The 16129-nt window shown below is 33.3% G+C and carries 16 protein-coding genes; 6 read left to right on the forward strand and 10 right to left on the reverse strand.

What is annotated here, in order from left to right:
• Positions 1-176: 176 nt before the first annotated feature.
• The 4 genes from EKQ63_RS15915 to EKQ63_RS15930 are packed head-to-tail and all read right to left on the reverse strand — an operon-like array spanning position 177 to position 2300.
• The gene (locus tag EKQ63_RS15915) at positions 177-755 is read right to left on the reverse strand and encodes an HAD-IA family hydrolase (protein WP_088327523.1); all 579 of its coding nucleotides are present in this window, start codon (positions 753-755) and stop codon (positions 177-179) included.
• 23 nt (positions 756-778) lie between these two features.
• Positions 779-1360, reverse strand: coding sequence for a kinase (locus tag EKQ63_RS15920; protein WP_000106116.1), 582 nt, complete (start codon positions 1358-1360; stop codon positions 779-781).
• Positions 1360-1902: a GNAT family N-acetyltransferase gene (locus EKQ63_RS15925; RefSeq protein ID WP_143881250.1), complete on the reverse strand. Its 543-nt coding sequence runs from the start codon at positions 1900-1902 to the stop codon at positions 1360-1362. Before EKQ63_RS15925 ends, EKQ63_RS15920 begins: the two co-directional genes overlap by 1 nt.
• A 14-nt stretch (positions 1903-1916) precedes the next feature.
• On the reverse strand, positions 1917-2300 hold the full coding sequence (locus EKQ63_RS15930; RefSeq protein WP_087953289.1) for a VOC family protein: 384 nt from the start codon (positions 2298-2300) through the stop codon (positions 1917-1919).
• Between the two features lie 283 nt (positions 2301-2583).
• Between EKQ63_RS15930 and EKQ63_RS15935 the strand changes: the two genes are divergently transcribed.
• Together EKQ63_RS15935 and EKQ63_RS15940 are read left to right on the forward strand one after the other, a co-directional pair.
• Positions 2584-2829 carry a hypothetical protein gene (locus EKQ63_RS15935; RefSeq protein ID WP_000433609.1) on the forward strand — a complete coding sequence of 82 codons (246 nt, stop codon included), beginning with the start codon at positions 2584-2586 and terminating at the stop codon, positions 2827-2829.
• A 144-nt stretch (positions 2830-2973) separates the two neighbouring features.
• Positions 2974-3270 (forward strand): hypothetical protein, encoded by a 297-nt coding sequence (locus tag EKQ63_RS15940; protein ID WP_088327524.1) that lies wholly within the window; start codon positions 2974-2976, stop codon positions 3268-3270.
• Between the two features lie 85 nt (positions 3271-3355).
• On the opposite strand, the gene EKQ63_RS15945 is transcribed toward EKQ63_RS15940, so the two are convergent.
• Positions 3356-3811, reverse strand: a complete 456-nt coding sequence (locus tag EKQ63_RS15945) for a DUF2812 domain-containing protein (RefSeq protein WP_306299056.1) — start codon at positions 3809-3811, stop codon at positions 3356-3358.
• Positions 3812-3890: 79 nt separating this feature from the next.
• Entirely contained in the window at positions 3891-4208 is a 318-nt protein-coding gene (locus EKQ63_RS15950; protein ID WP_060631323.1) for a PadR family transcriptional regulator, read from the reverse strand.
• 210 nt (positions 4209-4418) lie between these two features.
• Here EKQ63_RS15950 and EKQ63_RS15955 point away from each other — a divergent pair, with 210 nt between their 5' ends.
• The 3 genes from EKQ63_RS15955 to EKQ63_RS15965 are packed head-to-tail and all read left to right on the forward strand — an operon-like array spanning position 4419 to position 7592.
• A complete protein-coding gene (locus EKQ63_RS15955) occupies positions 4419-5348 on the forward strand; it encodes an AAA family ATPase (protein WP_087953286.1) in 930 nt (309 codons plus the stop codon).
• Positions 5345-6508: a DUF58 domain-containing protein gene (locus tag EKQ63_RS15960; RefSeq protein WP_087953285.1), complete on the forward strand. Its 1164-nt coding sequence runs from the start codon at positions 5345-5347 to the stop codon at positions 6506-6508. Before EKQ63_RS15955 ends, EKQ63_RS15960 begins: the two co-directional genes overlap by 4 nt.
• On the forward strand, positions 6483-7592 hold the full coding sequence (locus tag EKQ63_RS15965) for a DUF4018 domain-containing protein (RefSeq protein ID WP_143881251.1): 1110 nt from the start codon (positions 6483-6485) through the stop codon (positions 7590-7592). Before EKQ63_RS15960 ends, EKQ63_RS15965 begins: the two co-directional genes overlap by 26 nt.
• A gap of 56 nt (positions 7593-7648) precedes the next feature.
• On the opposite strand, the gene EKQ63_RS15970 is transcribed toward EKQ63_RS15965, so the two are convergent.
• The gene (locus EKQ63_RS15970) at positions 7649-9106 is read right to left on the reverse strand and encodes an MFS transporter (protein ID WP_001186943.1); all 1458 of its coding nucleotides are present in this window, start codon (positions 9104-9106) and stop codon (positions 7649-7651) included.
• A 238-nt stretch (positions 9107-9344) separates the two neighbouring features.
• Positions 9345-10562 carry an aspartate aminotransferase family protein gene (locus EKQ63_RS15975; protein ID WP_087953283.1) on the reverse strand — a complete coding sequence of 406 codons (1218 nt, stop codon included), beginning with the start codon at positions 10560-10562 and terminating at the stop codon, positions 9345-9347.
• Between the two features lie 242 nt (positions 10563-10804).
• Between EKQ63_RS15975 and EKQ63_RS15980 the strand changes: the two genes are divergently transcribed.
• Complete coding sequence (locus EKQ63_RS15980) at positions 10805-12214, forward strand: catalase (protein WP_143881252.1); 1410 nt, start codon at positions 10805-10807, stop codon at positions 12212-12214.
• A 218-nt stretch (positions 12215-12432) separates the two neighbouring features.
• On the opposite strand, the gene colA is transcribed toward EKQ63_RS15980, so the two are convergent.
• On the reverse strand, positions 12433-15069 hold the full coding sequence (colA, locus tag EKQ63_RS15985) for a collagenase ColA (protein WP_143881253.1): 2637 nt from the start codon (positions 15067-15069) through the stop codon (positions 12433-12435).
• Positions 15070-15572: 503 nt separating this feature from the next.
• The gene (locus EKQ63_RS15990) at positions 15573-16085 is read right to left on the reverse strand and encodes a hypothetical protein (RefSeq protein ID WP_087953280.1); all 513 of its coding nucleotides are present in this window, start codon (positions 16083-16085) and stop codon (positions 15573-15575) included.
• Between the last annotated feature and the right edge of the window lie 44 nt (positions 16086-16129).

A 16129-nucleotide genomic window follows, 5' to 3' on the forward strand; every position in this document is an offset into this window, starting at 1 on the left:
GATCACTCGCTTTATTGAAATCTTTTCATCTATAGATTTATCTATAAATATATAATTCAAATCGTTATACCAATCTCCTTCTAAATTCTTGAAAGGGTTAATTTTCTTTCGTTTTTATAAAGCATAGAAAACAACCTCTACTTTTTGCTTGAAAGTAGAGGTTTTATTTAAATTTTTTATAAAATAACCTCTCTATCAATCACTACCTTAAAAAATTCCGAGTAATACGATAAAGAATAATCCGCTACATCACAATCCCCTTGAAACATACATGTTGAAATACCTAATTCTTTTGCAGGTAATAAATCTAACTCTCTATCACCAATAGCTAAATCAATATTGTGCTTTTTATGCAAATGATCATAAGATAAAGCGTTCGGTTTTCGGGGGAAGCCATCGTCAATTGTAACCATGTCGACGAAGTATTTGTCCCAGCCGTAATATTTTAAAATGTGCATAACCCCTGCCTTATGTTTATGAGTCATAATCACATTTTTATCCGCAAATTTCAGAATTTCCTCCACACCTGCAAAAGGTTTCATATCTTTTGCAGTGATTTTCCCCTTCAAAATTTTAATTTGTTCTTCCTGTTCACATGAAATATTGTAATACTGAATTGCATGAGAGTAAGATATTTTTAAGTTTTTGTATATTTCTTGTTTATCTACTGTATCACCTAATATTTCAGAAAGAATCTTTGTATAAACTGGATACGTATCAAATAACGTACCATCAAAATCCCATAAAATATTCATTATGTTCACCTTCTATTTTCAAATCATTTAATGATTAAATCCGCCCTATCCTTCGGCAATTCCGTTTCTAAGTAATAATCCTCTGCCTTCCAATACCTATTCTCAAACTTTAAAAGGTTCTTCTGCGTTTCCGGACTCTCCCGAAGAAAACGTGTCTCTCTTGGACAATCCAAATACACCATATAGTGAAAGAAATCTCTCCATTCTTTTCGCTGTAGAAAAACACCTTCAATTATAATTACGCCTACTATGGGAATCTGTACTTTTTTCATTTCACATGAGTCTATCTCATCATTATAGAACGGTAATTTTAGTTTTGTTTCATTTTGTAACTTTCGAAAAAATTTCTGCCGAAGCCATTCAATATCCCATTGTAAATAATAGTACTCATACCATTCTTCATATTCAGTGTGATATCGTTTATTACGCTCCACTATATGATCATCAATATGAAAAATATGAAACGGAATGCTTTCCTGTTTCATATTTTCCTTTAAATTTGCAACAAATGTTGTTTTTCCTGAACGACTTAAACCATCTATACCTAAAATGAATCTATTTTCCCTATGTTTCTTCATTATAGTTATAAGTTCGTTTGTACTCATTACTTCTTCCACTCTTCTTTTAATAAAGAATATAAAATCGTATCATGCGCAACTCCATTTTGAACCATATGTTTTCGAAGTAATCCTTCTTCTTGAAATCCTGCTTTACTTAATAATTTTTGAGAAGCTTTATTTTCTACATATACAACAGCAGCAATTCTTATAAGTTGTAATGTTTCAAACCCATAAGTTAAAATTGCCTGTAACGCTTCCGTTGCATACCCTTGCCCCCAATATGTATCATCTAATTCATAACCAATTTCAGCTCGCTTATGATGATGATTAATTAAATGAAATCCGCACGTTCCCATTAATTGGCCCGTCCCCTTTTTCTCAATTCCCCAGCGAAATACAGTTCCCTCTTCATAACGATTTTTAAACGTTTGAATCGTTGTTTTTGCTTGCTCAATATCTTTGAAAGAATCCATTCCGAAATAACGTATAACAGATTCTTTTGAAAAATAACGGAACATCGTTTCTGCATCTAACAGCGTTAATTCTCTTAATTGTAAACGTTCTGTTTCTAGTTTTGGAAACCCCATCTCTTTTTCTCCTTCTATTCTAATGAACTGCAAATTTCAATATAATTCCCATCTGGATCAGCAATGTACGCAATTGTTTGTCCCCACGGCTTTACAATTGGTTCAACTAAAATCGTAATACCATGTTCTCTAAATTGCTCAATCGTTTCTTGTACATTTTCGACAACGAATCCCAATTCAAAATGGGAAGATTGTAACTCACCTTCTGTAAGTGGTAGTCCCGTTAATTCTTTTACGTCTTGCCGCGTATTCATCGCTAATATGGTAGTACCCGTATTAAATTCAATATATGTACCGTGCTCTGCTTTTATCGGTAACTGTAATACATCTTTATAGAATTTTAAACATTCCTCAAACTTTTCTACGTATAAAATGATGTACTTCATTTTTAAATTCATTTTACTTCCCCCTTTATATCCATCCCTAAAATTTCGACAAAAGTCTTATAAAAACCTTGTTTCCTATAGTAATAAGCACAAAAAAATGAGGCCGATTTCTCGGCCCCCCAGCTTATTGGCATAAAACAGGAGATTTGGTTTGGACATAACCAGTTCGTACTTTTATTATATTTTATTTTTTCTGAATTTTAAATACATTAAACACCTATTTATATTGAGAAAGTTTTTTTGTTTGCATAAAATTAATGAGTTTAAGAAATGCTACAAATGGAGGTGTATACATATGGAACCAATGCTATGTCCAAGTTGTAAAACGAACCGCACTCGCTTTAATATTCTTGAGCAACAAGTAAAACCAGTCAAATTAAATCCACAAACTGGTCAAGTAGAAGAGGAATACACAAATGAAACAATGAATGCTTTTCATATGGCTTATCAAGGACCTACTTATCGTGTCCAATGTGCTGTATGTGGGCTTGTTGAAAATCCAGAGCAATTTATTAAACCTGCTCAAAATCAATCTTTCTAATAAAAACATGATTATCCCTTGTAGAAATAGATTTTTCTACAAGGGATTTTTTCGTTTAATAAGTTAATTAAAATGTATTTCTTCCTTATTATATGTTAAAACCCACACCTTTTTGGTAATATTTACATAAGGGAGGTAAAACAAATGATTTTAAATAAAAAGATAATGCTTCCATCAACATTTCTACTATTAATTTGTCACATAGTCATCTTTTACTTTTGGATCTTCGATTGGAAGAAAATAATGACGCCTTACGGTCTAACAATATGGATTGTTTCTACTATTTGTGGTCTTTTACTTTATTACCATTTTAAAAATCAAAAATCTAATAAATTGATATTAATTGCTAGTTCGTTATTATTAATTATTTCTTCTTTATTTATGATTTTTTTAGGTATTGTTACTGGTATCATCTTTGTAACTGTTAGTTCTATGAATTAAAAAGTTGGTCTTTTATTATATAAAAAAGAATGAACAAAATAAACATATATAAAAATTAGAGATGGTGATTCCCATACAACCTTTGTTAAAATATTTCCTTTTTCAACTTTTTAAGCTTCCTAAATAAATTAATAAATGCATATGAATATATAAAAACTAAAAACCCTACCATACCTTTATATAATCCTGATTCTGATACTCCAAGAAAACATAAGTAAAGTACTGGGATTAACGTTACAAACATAATTGCAACGAACTGTATCAATTCAACAAGTTTTTGTATCTTCGTTTCTTTGTCTGAATAAATATCAGGTAACTCATTTTCCTCGTCTACTTCTTTACAAAAATAATTCCATTTCGCAAAACTCGTTACATGTTTCCAGCCACACATTTCATATATATCAATATATTCTTGTTGTTTTTCTTTCGAATCTTTATAATCCAGTCTAAAATCCGCTTTATATATTACATCTTTCGGTTCAGTTTTCTTAAACCTATACATTACATTATACTTTTGTAAAGCCCATCCTTTTTGATGCATTTTTCTTAAAAAAGCTTCTTCTTTTTCCAAGCTCCATATCGCGAAAGGTTTGAATACCTTCTTTGTCTCCATCTCTCATTCACTCCCCTAATATACTATTCCCATTCCTTACAGATCTCTGCAATCTGTTATACTCTAGCTCTAATACTTCTTTACCAAGTGGCGTTAACTCATAGCACTTCTTTCTATCTGTTGAGGCAACTTCAACAATTAATTTCTCTTTTAATAACTTCGTCGTATTCCCGTATAAAGTTCCAGGACCGAGCTTTACTTCTCCATTTGTCATCTCTTCTACCAATTGCATAATTCCGTAACCGTGCATTGGTTTCACTAGTGATAACAATATGTAATATGTTGCCTCAGTTAACGGAATATATTTTCTCGCTTTCGTATTCATTATAACCACCTCCGATACATCGCTTCATGATATATCGACTTGCGATACATCGTATACCGATATTATATATTCACATTCCAAAATATGCAAGAATATAATTTAATAATTGAATATTCATTTATTTATTTGAATTGAAAAACCGTATAAATTTTCTGAATAATTTGTTAAAATATAGAAATATCCGTTTATATTTTGAAAGGAATGATACATATGATAAATAAATTGAAGGAAAATATAGGATCAGTTTTTGTAGGTAAAGAAAATGTTATCGATCTATTAATCGTTTCCTTGCTTGCTGACGGTCATGTGCTTCTTGAGGATGTACCTGGTACTGGGAAAACGTTACTTGCGAAAACACTTTCAAAAAGTATTGGTGGTAATTTTTCTCGCGTTCAATTTACACCCGATGTACTTCCGAGTGATGTGACAGGTATTGAATACTTCAATCCGAAAACGAGCGAATTCGAGTTAAGACTTGGACCAGTCGTGGCAAATATTTTATTGGCAGATGAAATTAACCGTGCAATGCCAAGAACACAGTCTAGTTTGTTAGAAGCGATGGAAGAGCGACAAGTGACGCTTGAAAAGCAGTCAACTCTTCTTCCAAAACCGTTCTTTGTTATTGCGACGCAAAATCCAATTGAATCACAAGGAACGTTCCCTCTTCCAGATGCACAGCTTGATCGCTTTTTAATGACAATTTCTATAGGTTATCCAAATCCTGAAGATGAACTACAAATGATGCGACGTTTCCGTAACGATGCACCACTAGAAAGTGTCACATCTGTTATTACTTTAGATAATATTTTAGAGGCACAGAAACGAGTGAAAGAAATTTTCGTATCAGAACCGTTAGAACATTACATTATTAAACTTGCTCACGCTACAAGAAATCATGATTATATCGCTAACGGTGTAAGCCCACGTGCCACATTAGCTTTAATACGTGCTGTTCAAGCTTTAGCCTTTTTACGCGAGAGAGAATATTGCACACCAGAAGATATACAATTGTTAGTTCCTTCTGTTTGGAATCACCGTATCGCCTTATCAATGGAAGGCGCATTACGCACAACAAAAAATGATATTATGCAAAAGATTTTAAAAGAAGTGGACGTACCAGTGGAGATTGAGCAAGCATGAATGGACAGCGCGTTGTAACTGTACCTTTATTTTTTCAACTTCATATTATTCAACTATCTGTTCCAGGCGCGATACTATTTACATTTTTTATGCCACAACGAATCATTATGTTTTTCTTTTTCTTCTACTATTTATTTGCGATTTTCATTTATAAATATGTCGCATATATAGAGAAAAAGTTTCAAGTGATAAACGAGAAGCAAACAACTCGTTTATTCCCTAATGAATCTGGACAGTTTTTCATTCATTTAAAAAATGGAGCAAACATACCACTCGTTAACGGTGTTTGTTATTTCCATTTAGACCCGTCTCTACTGCCGCATAAAGATCAAGGAATTGATCAAATATCGAAAACATTATTCTCTTTTCCTTTTTCACAACCTGCTCATTCCATGCAAAAATGGGATTTAACATTAACCGCTACGAAGCGTGGTGTGTTTCAAATTGAACAGTTTGAATGCGTTTTGAAAGATCCTTTTCATCTTTTAACTGTACATTTACCTATTTTCGATAAATTACGGACTGAAATTATTGTGTACCCTTCTCCTAAAGAAGTAGCAGGTTTGCAAGAACTTCAGCAACTTTTAAATGGATCTTATCGAACGAATTTTTCTTTTTACAATGATGAAACATCTATTATCGGTGTGAAACGGTACGAACGTGAGTCTTTCCGTTCTATTCATTGGAAAGCATCTGCTAAAATGCAATCATTACAAGCGAAGCAATATGAACCTGTAAAAAATTATAGTTGGACGATTTGTCTTTCATTAGCTGCCGATCGCGGGTTTGGTTGGAAAGATAATATAGAAGACCTTATTTCCTTTGCAACATACATTTGTCAATACGCTACGAAGCATCAAATACCGTTTGAATTATTTATTAGTGTATTAGCTGAAGGTGGTCCTCTGCACTTACCATTAAATGAAGGGCAAACACATTACGCAAAAGCTTTAGAGGAATTGGCACGTATTTCAGACGATAGCACACTAATTCCGAAACAAGGATTTCTTCATTATACAAATAGAAAAGGAGAACGATCCTCTACAATGATTTACATTGGCTTGCAGAAGAATGGCCTCTATCTTCTATCGCAACCTACGTTTCTCATAAATAACGAAGGGATGGTGGAAAAGCTTGAAAACTTGGCTCTATCACGTTAATGACTTTTTTCTGCTGCTCCTCCTTTCGTTATTAACAGAAAGGGACGAACTTATAGCTATTACTATATTTTTAGCACTAAGCTATATTGGTGTATTTCTAATCCATACATTCACGAAGAAAAAAACGACTGGATTTGTCATACTGTTAATGACTCAAATAATCGGTTGTTCTATCTTTCTCCCTTTCTCTCTATTTGGCACAATTATGTTACCGCTTTTCTTCTTTATCGTACATGTAGTTGGACCAGGATATCCAGTTCAAAAATCGTTAGGTGGTATTGTTTGGTTTGGTGTTTCAGCTATATTTTATGCGCCTTTTCCACCACTCTGGAAGCTATTACTATTAGTTATACACATTATGATTACATTTTGGTTAACTGGGGCAAATCGTAATCAACAGTTATTACGTTTCGCTTCTATTATTACAATTGGTGTAATGAGTATAGTACTTATTCAAGTGTTTCCTTTCATTCGGCTTGTTTTTTCATTTATCATAGAAGCAGTTGCATTAGGGTTCGGATACGCTATTAATCCATTATTTTCAGCAGCCGAGTTAAAAGAAACAGATGATTTTTGGTCGAATAAAGGAAATCTAAAAGACCCTACAATTAAGGATGGATTGGAGCCACATCCTTTTGATCCAACTCTTATAAATAGCATAACCATCATAGCCTGTGCAGCCATCGCTATTTACGTCGTTTGGAAAATAATAAAAAAACGAAAACAATTCAGTTTACCAAATATGCCTGCCTTCGAATCTACTATTATTACCGATAAAGAAGGTATAACCCAAAACCGATTTAAACGAAACAAGCCGCCACATAATGAAATTCGAAAAGAAATTTTTAAGCTTGAGAGTAAGTTAATTCCTCCTTTAAATAGAAAGCGAGGAGAAACTGTTGAAACATGGTTAGGAAGAATAAATTGTAAAGAGGATGTAAATATTGAGAGTCATATTATTATAAATGCTTATAATGCAGTGCGTTATTCTAATGAGGAAAACACCGTACTTTTGCAGGAATTTAAGGATGAAATTCATAAGCTTTACATGTATCAGAAGGGTTTAAAAAAAAGGAAGAAATAACACAACAAAAAGACTCCTATTTTCATAGGAGTCTTTTTATACTTCTACGTTACTTTTTAAATTGAGGCGTTTTTTCCTGCTTCAATCTCTAATGACTCTTCATGCCACCAAAGTGTTTCTTCAGGGTCTTCTTTAGCGATTTGGTGTGCTTCTTTCTTCGTTTCTACTGTAGGATATGAACCTTTTAGCGCACGTCCTGATGTTGTAACGAATAGGACACTAAATACAACTAATCCAATAATACTTACACCTGTTAAATAAAATGCCGGTGCGAGCGGGTTACCAGTCGCATGAACTAAGTATGAACATACGAGCGGTGTAGTTCCACCGAATATCGATACTGAAATATTAAATGAGATCGAAAGTGCTCGATAACGTACATCGGTGAAAAAGAGTGATGGTAATAATGAAGGTAATGTTCCTTCATACACACTTAGGAAGAAACCTAATACGAAAATACCTGCAAATATAGCTGCAATATGTCCGTTTCCTATTAGTAAAAATGCTGGAATTGCAAATACAGTTAAACCAAGCAAACCAATTTGCACAACACGTTTATTACCAATTTTATCACTTAATTTACCGAAATATAGTGCTAGTGGAATCATAAGTGCCATCGTAATAGAAATAATTAATAAGCCTGTTGTTTCTTCAACTTTAAGTACTTGAGTTAGATAAGAAGGAATATACGAAAGAATCATATAATTCGTAATATTAAAGAAGGCGACAATTACTGTGCTTAATAAGAAGTCTTTTTTGTGATATTTCATAATATCCATAAATGAAAATTGTTCATTGTCTTCAGATTCCTCTTGTGCTTTTTCCATCTCTTCAAAGATTGGAGATTCATCTAGATGACGACGTAAGTATAAACCGACCAAACCAATTGGTGCAGCTATTAAGAACGGAATACGCCAGCCCCAGCTGAGCATCTGCTCATCTGTTAACAATAACGTCAAAATGGTAACAATTACCGATGCAGCAATGTAACCTGAGAGTGTTCCAATTTCAAGACCACTACCGAGTATACCACGCTTTTTATCTGGAGAAGATTCTGCGATATAAACCATTGCACCTGAATATTCGCCGCCTGTAGAGAAGCCTTGAATCATTCGGGCAACTAAAAGTAGTATTGGTGCCCATACACCAATTTGTTCATAGGTTGGTAGTAATGCGATGAATAATGTAGAAAGTGCCATTAAAATAATAGTAGTACTTAACACGATTTTTCGGCCGTACTTATCTCCTATTCTACCAAAGAATACACCCCCGATTGGTCGAACGAGAAAGGCTGCAGCAAATGTACCAAATGTAAGTACAAGTTGCAATCCACTATTATCAACACCTGAGAAGAATAATTGACTTAAAATTACCGCTAAATACGCGTATAATCCGAAGTCAAACCACTCCATTGCATTCCCTATACCAGTAGCAACTACTGCTTTCCTGGCTTGTTTAGGATTGACAATATTAACGTCTTGAGGTTCAAAATTTAAATCATTATTTTGTTGCATATAATAAAACAGCTCCTTATTTAATTTAACTTCTTTAAGCACACCTTCTCTTATTGAATAAAATTAATTCGAAGCACTTAAGGAAAATTAACGTCTCCTTATCTGTTATTATTGTTTCACATAATTAATTATTTGTCCAATGAGATGCTCTCTAGGTTAAGTAATTTTCTATTTTAAAAAGCTGAAGAAGCCGCTAAAATAGCGCCTTCTTCAGCTTTTTATATTTTTTTATATTTTTTTAAATACTTGCTGTAGTAGCTATGTTATGAATACAGGAAATAAACTCATAAGTGAATGCGTCAATTTCCTCTTTCGTAATAATATACGGTGGAAGTAATCGAATAATATTCCCTTGTGTTACATCGACTAGCATTCCTTTATTCATTAACTCAATCTGTAATTTCTTCACATTTTCATTCGTGTCATTCACACTTATCCCAAACATCATCCCCGCATGACGCACTTCCTGAATATAATAAGAATTTTCTTTCTGAATGTCTTGCAGTTTGTCATTCAAATATAGTGACGTTTCATAAGCTTCTTGCATTAACCCATCATCAATTAATGTATTTAATACAGTTAATCCTAAAGCCGTTCCCATTGATGAATGAGCAAATGTTGTGCCGTGATCTCCTGGCGCAAATACATCACATAACCTTTCACCTACAATAATTCCGCCAAGTGGTATCCCGCCTCCTGCACCTTTACCAATTTGAATAATATCTGGTGTAATATTGAAATTTTGATAAGCGAATAGTTTTCCTGTTCTCCCCATACCACTTTGAACTTCATCAACGATAAGTAGTACATTATATTTCTCACATAAGTTTTGAACACCATGTAAATATTCACCCGATAATGGATAAATCCCCCCGCTTCCTAATACAGGTTCTAACAGAATCGCTATTGGATTTTCATTTATAATTGTTTCTTCTAATTGCTCTATATTCTCGCGCTCAACTTCATATACCGGGATCGATGTTTTAGGAAAATTTTGATACACACTTTCTTGTCTCGTAAAATGAAGTGCTCCTAACGTACGCCCGTGAAAACTATTCTTCAACACTACGATTCCTTCACGTTCTTCCTGCGTAATAGCTCTATATTTATCAATTAATTTCAACGTTGTTTCTGTCGCTTCCGTACCAGAGTTTGTAAAAAAGACCTTTCCGTTTTTTAAAGAGCAATCAACTAATTTCTTTGCATATTCAATCGCAACTGGATTTAAAAAATGAAACGGTAGATGCAACGACTTCGTAACTTGATCCATCGTTGTTTGTACGATTTTCGGGTGATTGTATCCTAATACATTTACTCCGACACCAGAAAATAAATCTATATACTCTTTACCATCCACATCATACAGCTTACACCCTTCTCCTCTTTCTATCGCAAGCTTTGTACGACAGTACGTTGACATCATATACTCTTTATCTAATTGAAACCAATCCGACATGTTACATTCCTCCCAGTTATTTTCCCTGTTTTATTTATGTTCATTTTCTATAAAGTCATGTATAAATTCATTTTTAAGATTGAAATTTTAATAGTAATGTTCTTCCCGATATTCATTTTTCCATAATTTCTTCTATTTCAACAGGTCCACTACATACGCGTTTTTTTCATCTAGCGGTCTGTTACTAGTTTGAACTTAACGTGTTATACATAATCAGGGCTATAAAATCATATTTAGTATCAATGGACAAAAAAGATTTGGAGGCTATATTGATGGATGAAAACTATGAAAAACAGAGGCAATCTTTACTAGGGAAAGACTTTAATGATAATGGAGAACGTAATGAACAAGCTATAATTCACTCTCAAACAGTTGGTTCACGTGGACCTGTTCTAGAGCAAGATAGTGTGCTTCACGAGGCGTTACAAGAATTTATTCACGAAAAAATTTTAGAAAGACCTGTTCATGTAAAAGGATTTGGTGCGTTCGGTTATTTTCAAACAATCTATCCAATGCCCGAACATACGAAACTAAATTTCCTACAAAACGCTAATGAGAAAGTTCCCGTTATGGTGCGATTTTCATTAGCTGTTAGTACGAAAGGAACACCTGATACTGCTAGAAATGTACGCGGTTTTTCTACAAAATTTTATACAAAAGAAGGTATTTTCGATCTATTATGTAATCACATTCCTGTCTTTTCTGTTCGCGATCCGATGCGTTTCCCTGAAACAATTCAAGCGTTGTCACCTTCCCCTAAAAATAACTTAATAGACCCTAATAGATTTTGGAGTTTTGTCGCTAGAGCACCTGAATCCATACATTTCGTTGTCCGTTTGTACTCTGATAATGGTACGGCCAAAAGCCTTCGCCGCATCCCAGGACATAGTGTAAATACATATGTTTGGAGAAATGCAGACGGTAATCGAAAGTATGTAAAGTATCATTGGTACCCATTTGAAGGTGTACAATTCATTACTAGTGAGGAAGCAAATAAACTGGCTGCTGAAAACCCAGATTATAGCGGGAAAGATTTATATGATGCAATTGCAAATGGTAAACCAGTGGAATATGGTTTATATGTCCAGCTCATGGATCCGAAAGATGAAGCACACCTATCCTATGATCCTTTAGATGACACAAAAGTATGGGATGAAAAGACGTATCCTCTTATACCAGTCGGGAAAATGGTATTAAATAAAAATCCTGAAAATTTTATGGAACAAGTAGAGAAAGTCGCATTCTCCCCTTCTAATTTACTGGATGGTGCAGAACTATCAGATGATAAAATGTTGCAAGGACGCGCGAACATTTATAGTGATTCTCAAAGAAGAAGAATTGGTCCCGAATTTCGGAAATTAACGATTAACAAGCAAAAAGATTGGACACCTGCTAATCAAATAACAAGCGGTGACGGAAGGTACGTTGAAGGTAAACTTGAAAGAACTTCTATAACGAAACAAGATGACTTTACGCAGGCTGGTGAATTTTATGCAAAGTTAAAACCAATAGAAAAAGAACATCTTGCTGAAAACTTAGCTGGTGATTTGAAAATTATATCCAATGATATTAGGAAGATAGTTTTGGGGTATTTCAATCAAGTATCAACTGATTTAAAAGCAAGCATTGAGACAAAAATGAAAGAGCATTAAGAAGATTAAAACATGCTTTACGAATGAGAATTCCAAGCAATATTAATTATTTTCTTGTCAAAATCTAATGAGGTTATCTAATTTAACAATATAAAATCAATATACCCTTGTTCTATAATTAGAACAAGGGTATATTGAAGTAGTTTAATGTTTAACATTAAATACCTTACTCAGCTAAAAAATACAATAAGTAGCCTTTCAAAACAAACTATAGTAAACTATTTTACTTGCACCGTATAATTCCCTGCTCCACCACCATACTTATATACACTTAAGTAATATTTCCCTGGCTTTGCATTATAATTTCCAAGCAATTTATTCCCATCACGTTTTGTTGCATAAGCTACATAATTATTTAAATCTGATTCAGAATATAATACCCAGTTCAGTCCAAGATTTTGTTCGTTCGTAACAGAAATCTGTAAATCTTTTTGATCCTTTACATCAATAACAAATTTATCCCCCTGATCTTGATCGCTCAAGGTTCCTCTTAACAAAATATTCAAAGATAGTGGGTTTGCTGTTTCAAATGAATTATTTGGTTCTTTTTCTACCGCCGTACCTTCTTCCGTATTCACTCCGCTAAACACAACATCATATTCATATTGTCCAGCATTATTTACACGGTAATTTACAAAATAAGCAGTCAATGTTTTATATCCAGTCCACTCTTTTCCTGAAAGACGTTTCAACATATCATTTGTTGCTTCATTCATCACTTTCCAGTCCTCAACTTCTCCTTTAGCTGCACTTCCTGTATATGTCCCCTGTAGTGTAAATGTATTAAAGAATTGTGATTTATTCTTTGTTACTTTCACATCTTTTAATTTCGCTTCATTCGTAATATCTGAAGTAACGTCCGAAAGCGATTTTGGATCATGCTGAGTTAAATACTCATCTGATACTTGTGGAATTGTATACTTATCGCGATTATCAATAAGCATTTGCATATAAGATTGATATTCTTCATTTAACTTATTATCTTTGCTTAAAGTAGCACGGTATGCATCGTAACTTGAAACATCATTTGCGCGAATTAAATCATGCACTTTATCAAACATTTCTGGGCGCTTATTATACATATATGATTGCAGTGCAAACGAATAATTATAAAAATCCCACGTTCCATATTTCGCATTTAATGTTTGTGATGCTGTATAACGTTTTGCAGGATCATTAGATAACCCGCCAATTATACTTTTTCGCGGTACTACACTATCTAATCGCGTTGCACCTGCAAAGAACTCTGCATTCCCTTCTTCAAACCATGTTAAACGTTCATTTTGATACATTTCCCCTTGGCCCCATAATCCCTGAACTTCGTACCTTCCCTGTAAGTAGTGCGTAAATTCATGGCGGAACAATTCTTCCAAACTATAAATACTTTGCTCTGGTGTACGTTCATATGTAAAGAAAGTCCCTGTCCCTTCAATATAAATCCCACCATTATTCGTTTCATATCCGTACAGTTGACGATTAAATTGATACTCATCTGGGCTATTATAAATAACCATCGTTAACACATCATCAGCATGTCCACTTTCAAGTGGTTTATCGCTACCAACTGTACGATAAAATTGCGAACGCACTTCTTTTGCCGCCCAGTATAGACGTTTAATTTTCTCTTCACTAACTTTATCCCCAGCTTTAAGGACAATTGCTCCATCATCAAACGTATACGTTTTCGGTAAATATTTCTTTTTACCCTCTTCTCGAATTTGATCTAAATTTACAGTTTTTCCGTTCGCATCTATTCCTCCATAATTTGTAGTAATTTGTTCTGCCGCAACAAAGTATTGCTCCCCTAAATATGGATAAACTCGCATTGCATCTGTAACAACTTGTTGTCCTTTTGTCGGCGTGCTATGAAGCTTGCCCAATCGGCCAGCATAGTAAATTCCATTATTAATTAACCATCCGTTTTTATTTGTTACTGTACCAAGTAGTGCAAAACGATTTACTTCATTAATAAAGTTATCAATATTTCGAAACCACATCGTATCTTTCGGCTCTTTTCCAGTCGTGTACATATCCGTCTGAATATCAAAGTCAATTCCCTTCATCAACTCATATATAGCGTCTCCTTTTGTTCGGTCTTCAATGAAAGTTGCAAGGTTATCGTTATATTGTTTAAAAATTTCACCTGCGTATAAAACCGTTTCAACATCTGCTGATGCATTTCCAATTAATTTTCCATATGATGCAATTACTTTATTTTGTTCTGATGTACCAAGTTTGAAATTTGGATTTTTTGCAATTGTTTTTAAAGCTGGTAAACATTTATCATGGTAGCTACGCTCATTTAGTTTGCTTAATTCATCATGGTAAAAACCTAAATAAAATGCTGCACGTAGAGCTTCTACTAATGTTTCAATCCCTTTTGAATCATCTTTCGTATAAGCTTGTCCTTGTTCTGCTAGTTTATTAATAATTGCTTGCATTCGGCTATCATCTTGATAGAATTTAAGACTATCACTATTAAACTGAAATAATTCCGGAATTTGATACCATTTAATTGTCACAAGAAGATCAGTTAATTGTTTATTATTTAATTGATTTAATTCAGCCATTGAATACTTTTTTTCTTCAATTAACGGTTTAATATTATCGGCTGGTGCTAGTGGACGCTGCGATAAATCCGATAATTTTAACCGTTTTGTAAAAGATGCATTTTCTTGTATTTTTGAAGGGTGTGCCAATTCATCAACAGATTTCTGTATTCCTACCGGTTCCATTTGTAATACGTTCTTCACATTTTTCTCTTTTGTTTCTGCTTGAATTTGCAAACCATTACATGTTATAGTTACTAGTCCAACACCAAGAATCCACTTAGAAATTTTCGAATATTTAACCATACCATTGCCCCCTAATAATTTAAAAGAAAATTCTGAATTTTAATTTCAAAAAACTACTTATTTATATGTATTTACAGTTCCCCTATAAATACAACTATGATTAATAATGCAATAGTAGCTTGTTTTATACTATTACGAGTACAGATTCCTTACATACAATCTCCCTTCCTTACATTTAATATAAGCAAAAACTGTGCCAATCATATTTCTTATGAATAGCTAACATTCTTTTATAAATACTGTAGAATAAAATATACATAGGTGGTTCGGCAATGTATAAATCATTTGACACAAAATCTAATGTTTATGAAAAACAAATTCATTGAATGTTATAAGTTCATTAGCCAGTATATAATTTTCAACTAACAATATCCCCAATTTTTAAATCTCTCAAAAAAGGTAAACAAACATATTCCATAAAGCTAATATGTTCGTTTACCTTTTTCTATTTCAAATTAACAGCAAAATATCGTTGAATAAAAACAGCATTCATAAGTATTTTGTTATTCATTTCTCTTTTTTAAATAATCTTTTTCACATTGTAACGGCTTAAATTTCACTTTTTTCCCTTTCTTCTTTTTCGTTTTTATAACGACCCATTCCCCTTTTTCAACATCTAGGTTTAAGTGTTTCATTACATTTATATTATCTTTTTCTTTATAAAGTAAAAATGCTTCTTGCGCCCTCACAAATAAGCTAGGCTGCTCGCTAAATCCACCACTATCATAAATTTTAGTTAGCGAATTATAATAAGAATCATTTTCCTTTCCACCATACATCAAATGGGCAGCCTCCAGATCTCTTTTACTTACTTCCCAAAAACTATGTTCATCAATATTTAAATTAAATGTGGATTTAATGTCCTGTATTATATTCTTCACATACTTTTCATCTCGAATTTTCCTTTCCTCAAGACAATCCGAAGATAACCTTGGTGCATCTGATTGGGAATGTACAACATGTTGTATTGATACACACAGAATAAATATGCTTAAAATGTATAATGTTTTTTTCATATTTACATATCACCTCAAATGATTTATATACTGTATCATTTGAG

Origin of the sequence: Bacillus sp. BD59S, from assembly GCF_007363175.1 — a bacterium.
Classification (GTDB): domain Bacteria; phylum Bacillota; class Bacilli; order Bacillales; family Bacillaceae_G; genus Bacillus_A; species Bacillus_A pacificus.

Excerpts from the sequence above, each read along its gene's own strand:
- EKQ63_RS15915 (WP_088327523.1), bottom strand. The coding sequence starts at position 755 with ATGAATATTTTATGGGATTTTGATGGTACGTTATTTGATACGTATCCA.
- EKQ63_RS15920 (WP_000106116.1), bottom strand. The coding sequence starts at position 1,360 with ATGAGTACAAACGAACTTATAACTATAATGAAGAAACATAGGGAAAAT.
- EKQ63_RS15925 (WP_143881250.1), bottom strand. The coding sequence starts at position 1,902 with ATGGGGTTTCCAAAACTAGAAACAGAACGTTTACAATTAAGAGAATTA.
- EKQ63_RS15930 (WP_087953289.1), bottom strand. The coding sequence starts at position 2,300 with ATGAATTTAAAAATGAAGTACATCATTTTATACGTAGAAAAGTTTGAG.
- EKQ63_RS15935 (WP_000433609.1), top strand. The coding sequence starts at position 2,584 with ATGGAACCAATGCTATGTCCAAGTTGTAAAACGAACCGCACTCGCTTT.
- EKQ63_RS15940 (WP_088327524.1), top strand. The coding sequence starts at position 2,974 with ATGATTTTAAATAAAAAGATAATGCTTCCATCAACATTTCTACTATTA.
- EKQ63_RS15945 (WP_306299056.1), bottom strand. The coding sequence starts at position 3,811 with ATGCATCAAAAAGGATGGGCTTTACAAAAGTATAATGTAATGTATAGG.
- EKQ63_RS15950 (WP_060631323.1), bottom strand. The coding sequence starts at position 4,208 with ATGAATACGAAAGCGAGAAAATATATTCCGTTAACTGAGGCAACATAT.
- EKQ63_RS15955 (WP_087953286.1), top strand. The coding sequence starts at position 4,419 with ATGATAAATAAATTGAAGGAAAATATAGGATCAGTTTTTGTAGGTAAA.
- EKQ63_RS15960 (WP_087953285.1), top strand. The coding sequence starts at position 5,345 with ATGAATGGACAGCGCGTTGTAACTGTACCTTTATTTTTTCAACTTCAT.
- EKQ63_RS15970 (WP_001186943.1), bottom strand. The coding sequence starts at position 9,106 with ATGCAACAAAATAATGATTTAAATTTTGAACCTCAAGACGTTAATATT.
- EKQ63_RS15975 (WP_087953283.1), bottom strand. The coding sequence starts at position 10,562 with ATGTCGGATTGGTTTCAATTAGATAAAGAGTATATGATGTCAACGTAC.
- EKQ63_RS15980 (WP_143881252.1), top strand. The coding sequence starts at position 10,805 with ATGGACAAAAAAGATTTGGAGGCTATATTGATGGATGAAAACTATGAA.
- colA (WP_143881253.1), bottom strand. The coding sequence starts at position 15,069 with ATGGTTAAATATTCGAAAATTTCTAAGTGGATTCTTGGTGTTGGACTA.
- EKQ63_RS15990 (WP_087953280.1), bottom strand. The coding sequence starts at position 16,085 with ATGAAAAAAACATTATACATTTTAAGCATATTTATTCTGTGTGTATCA.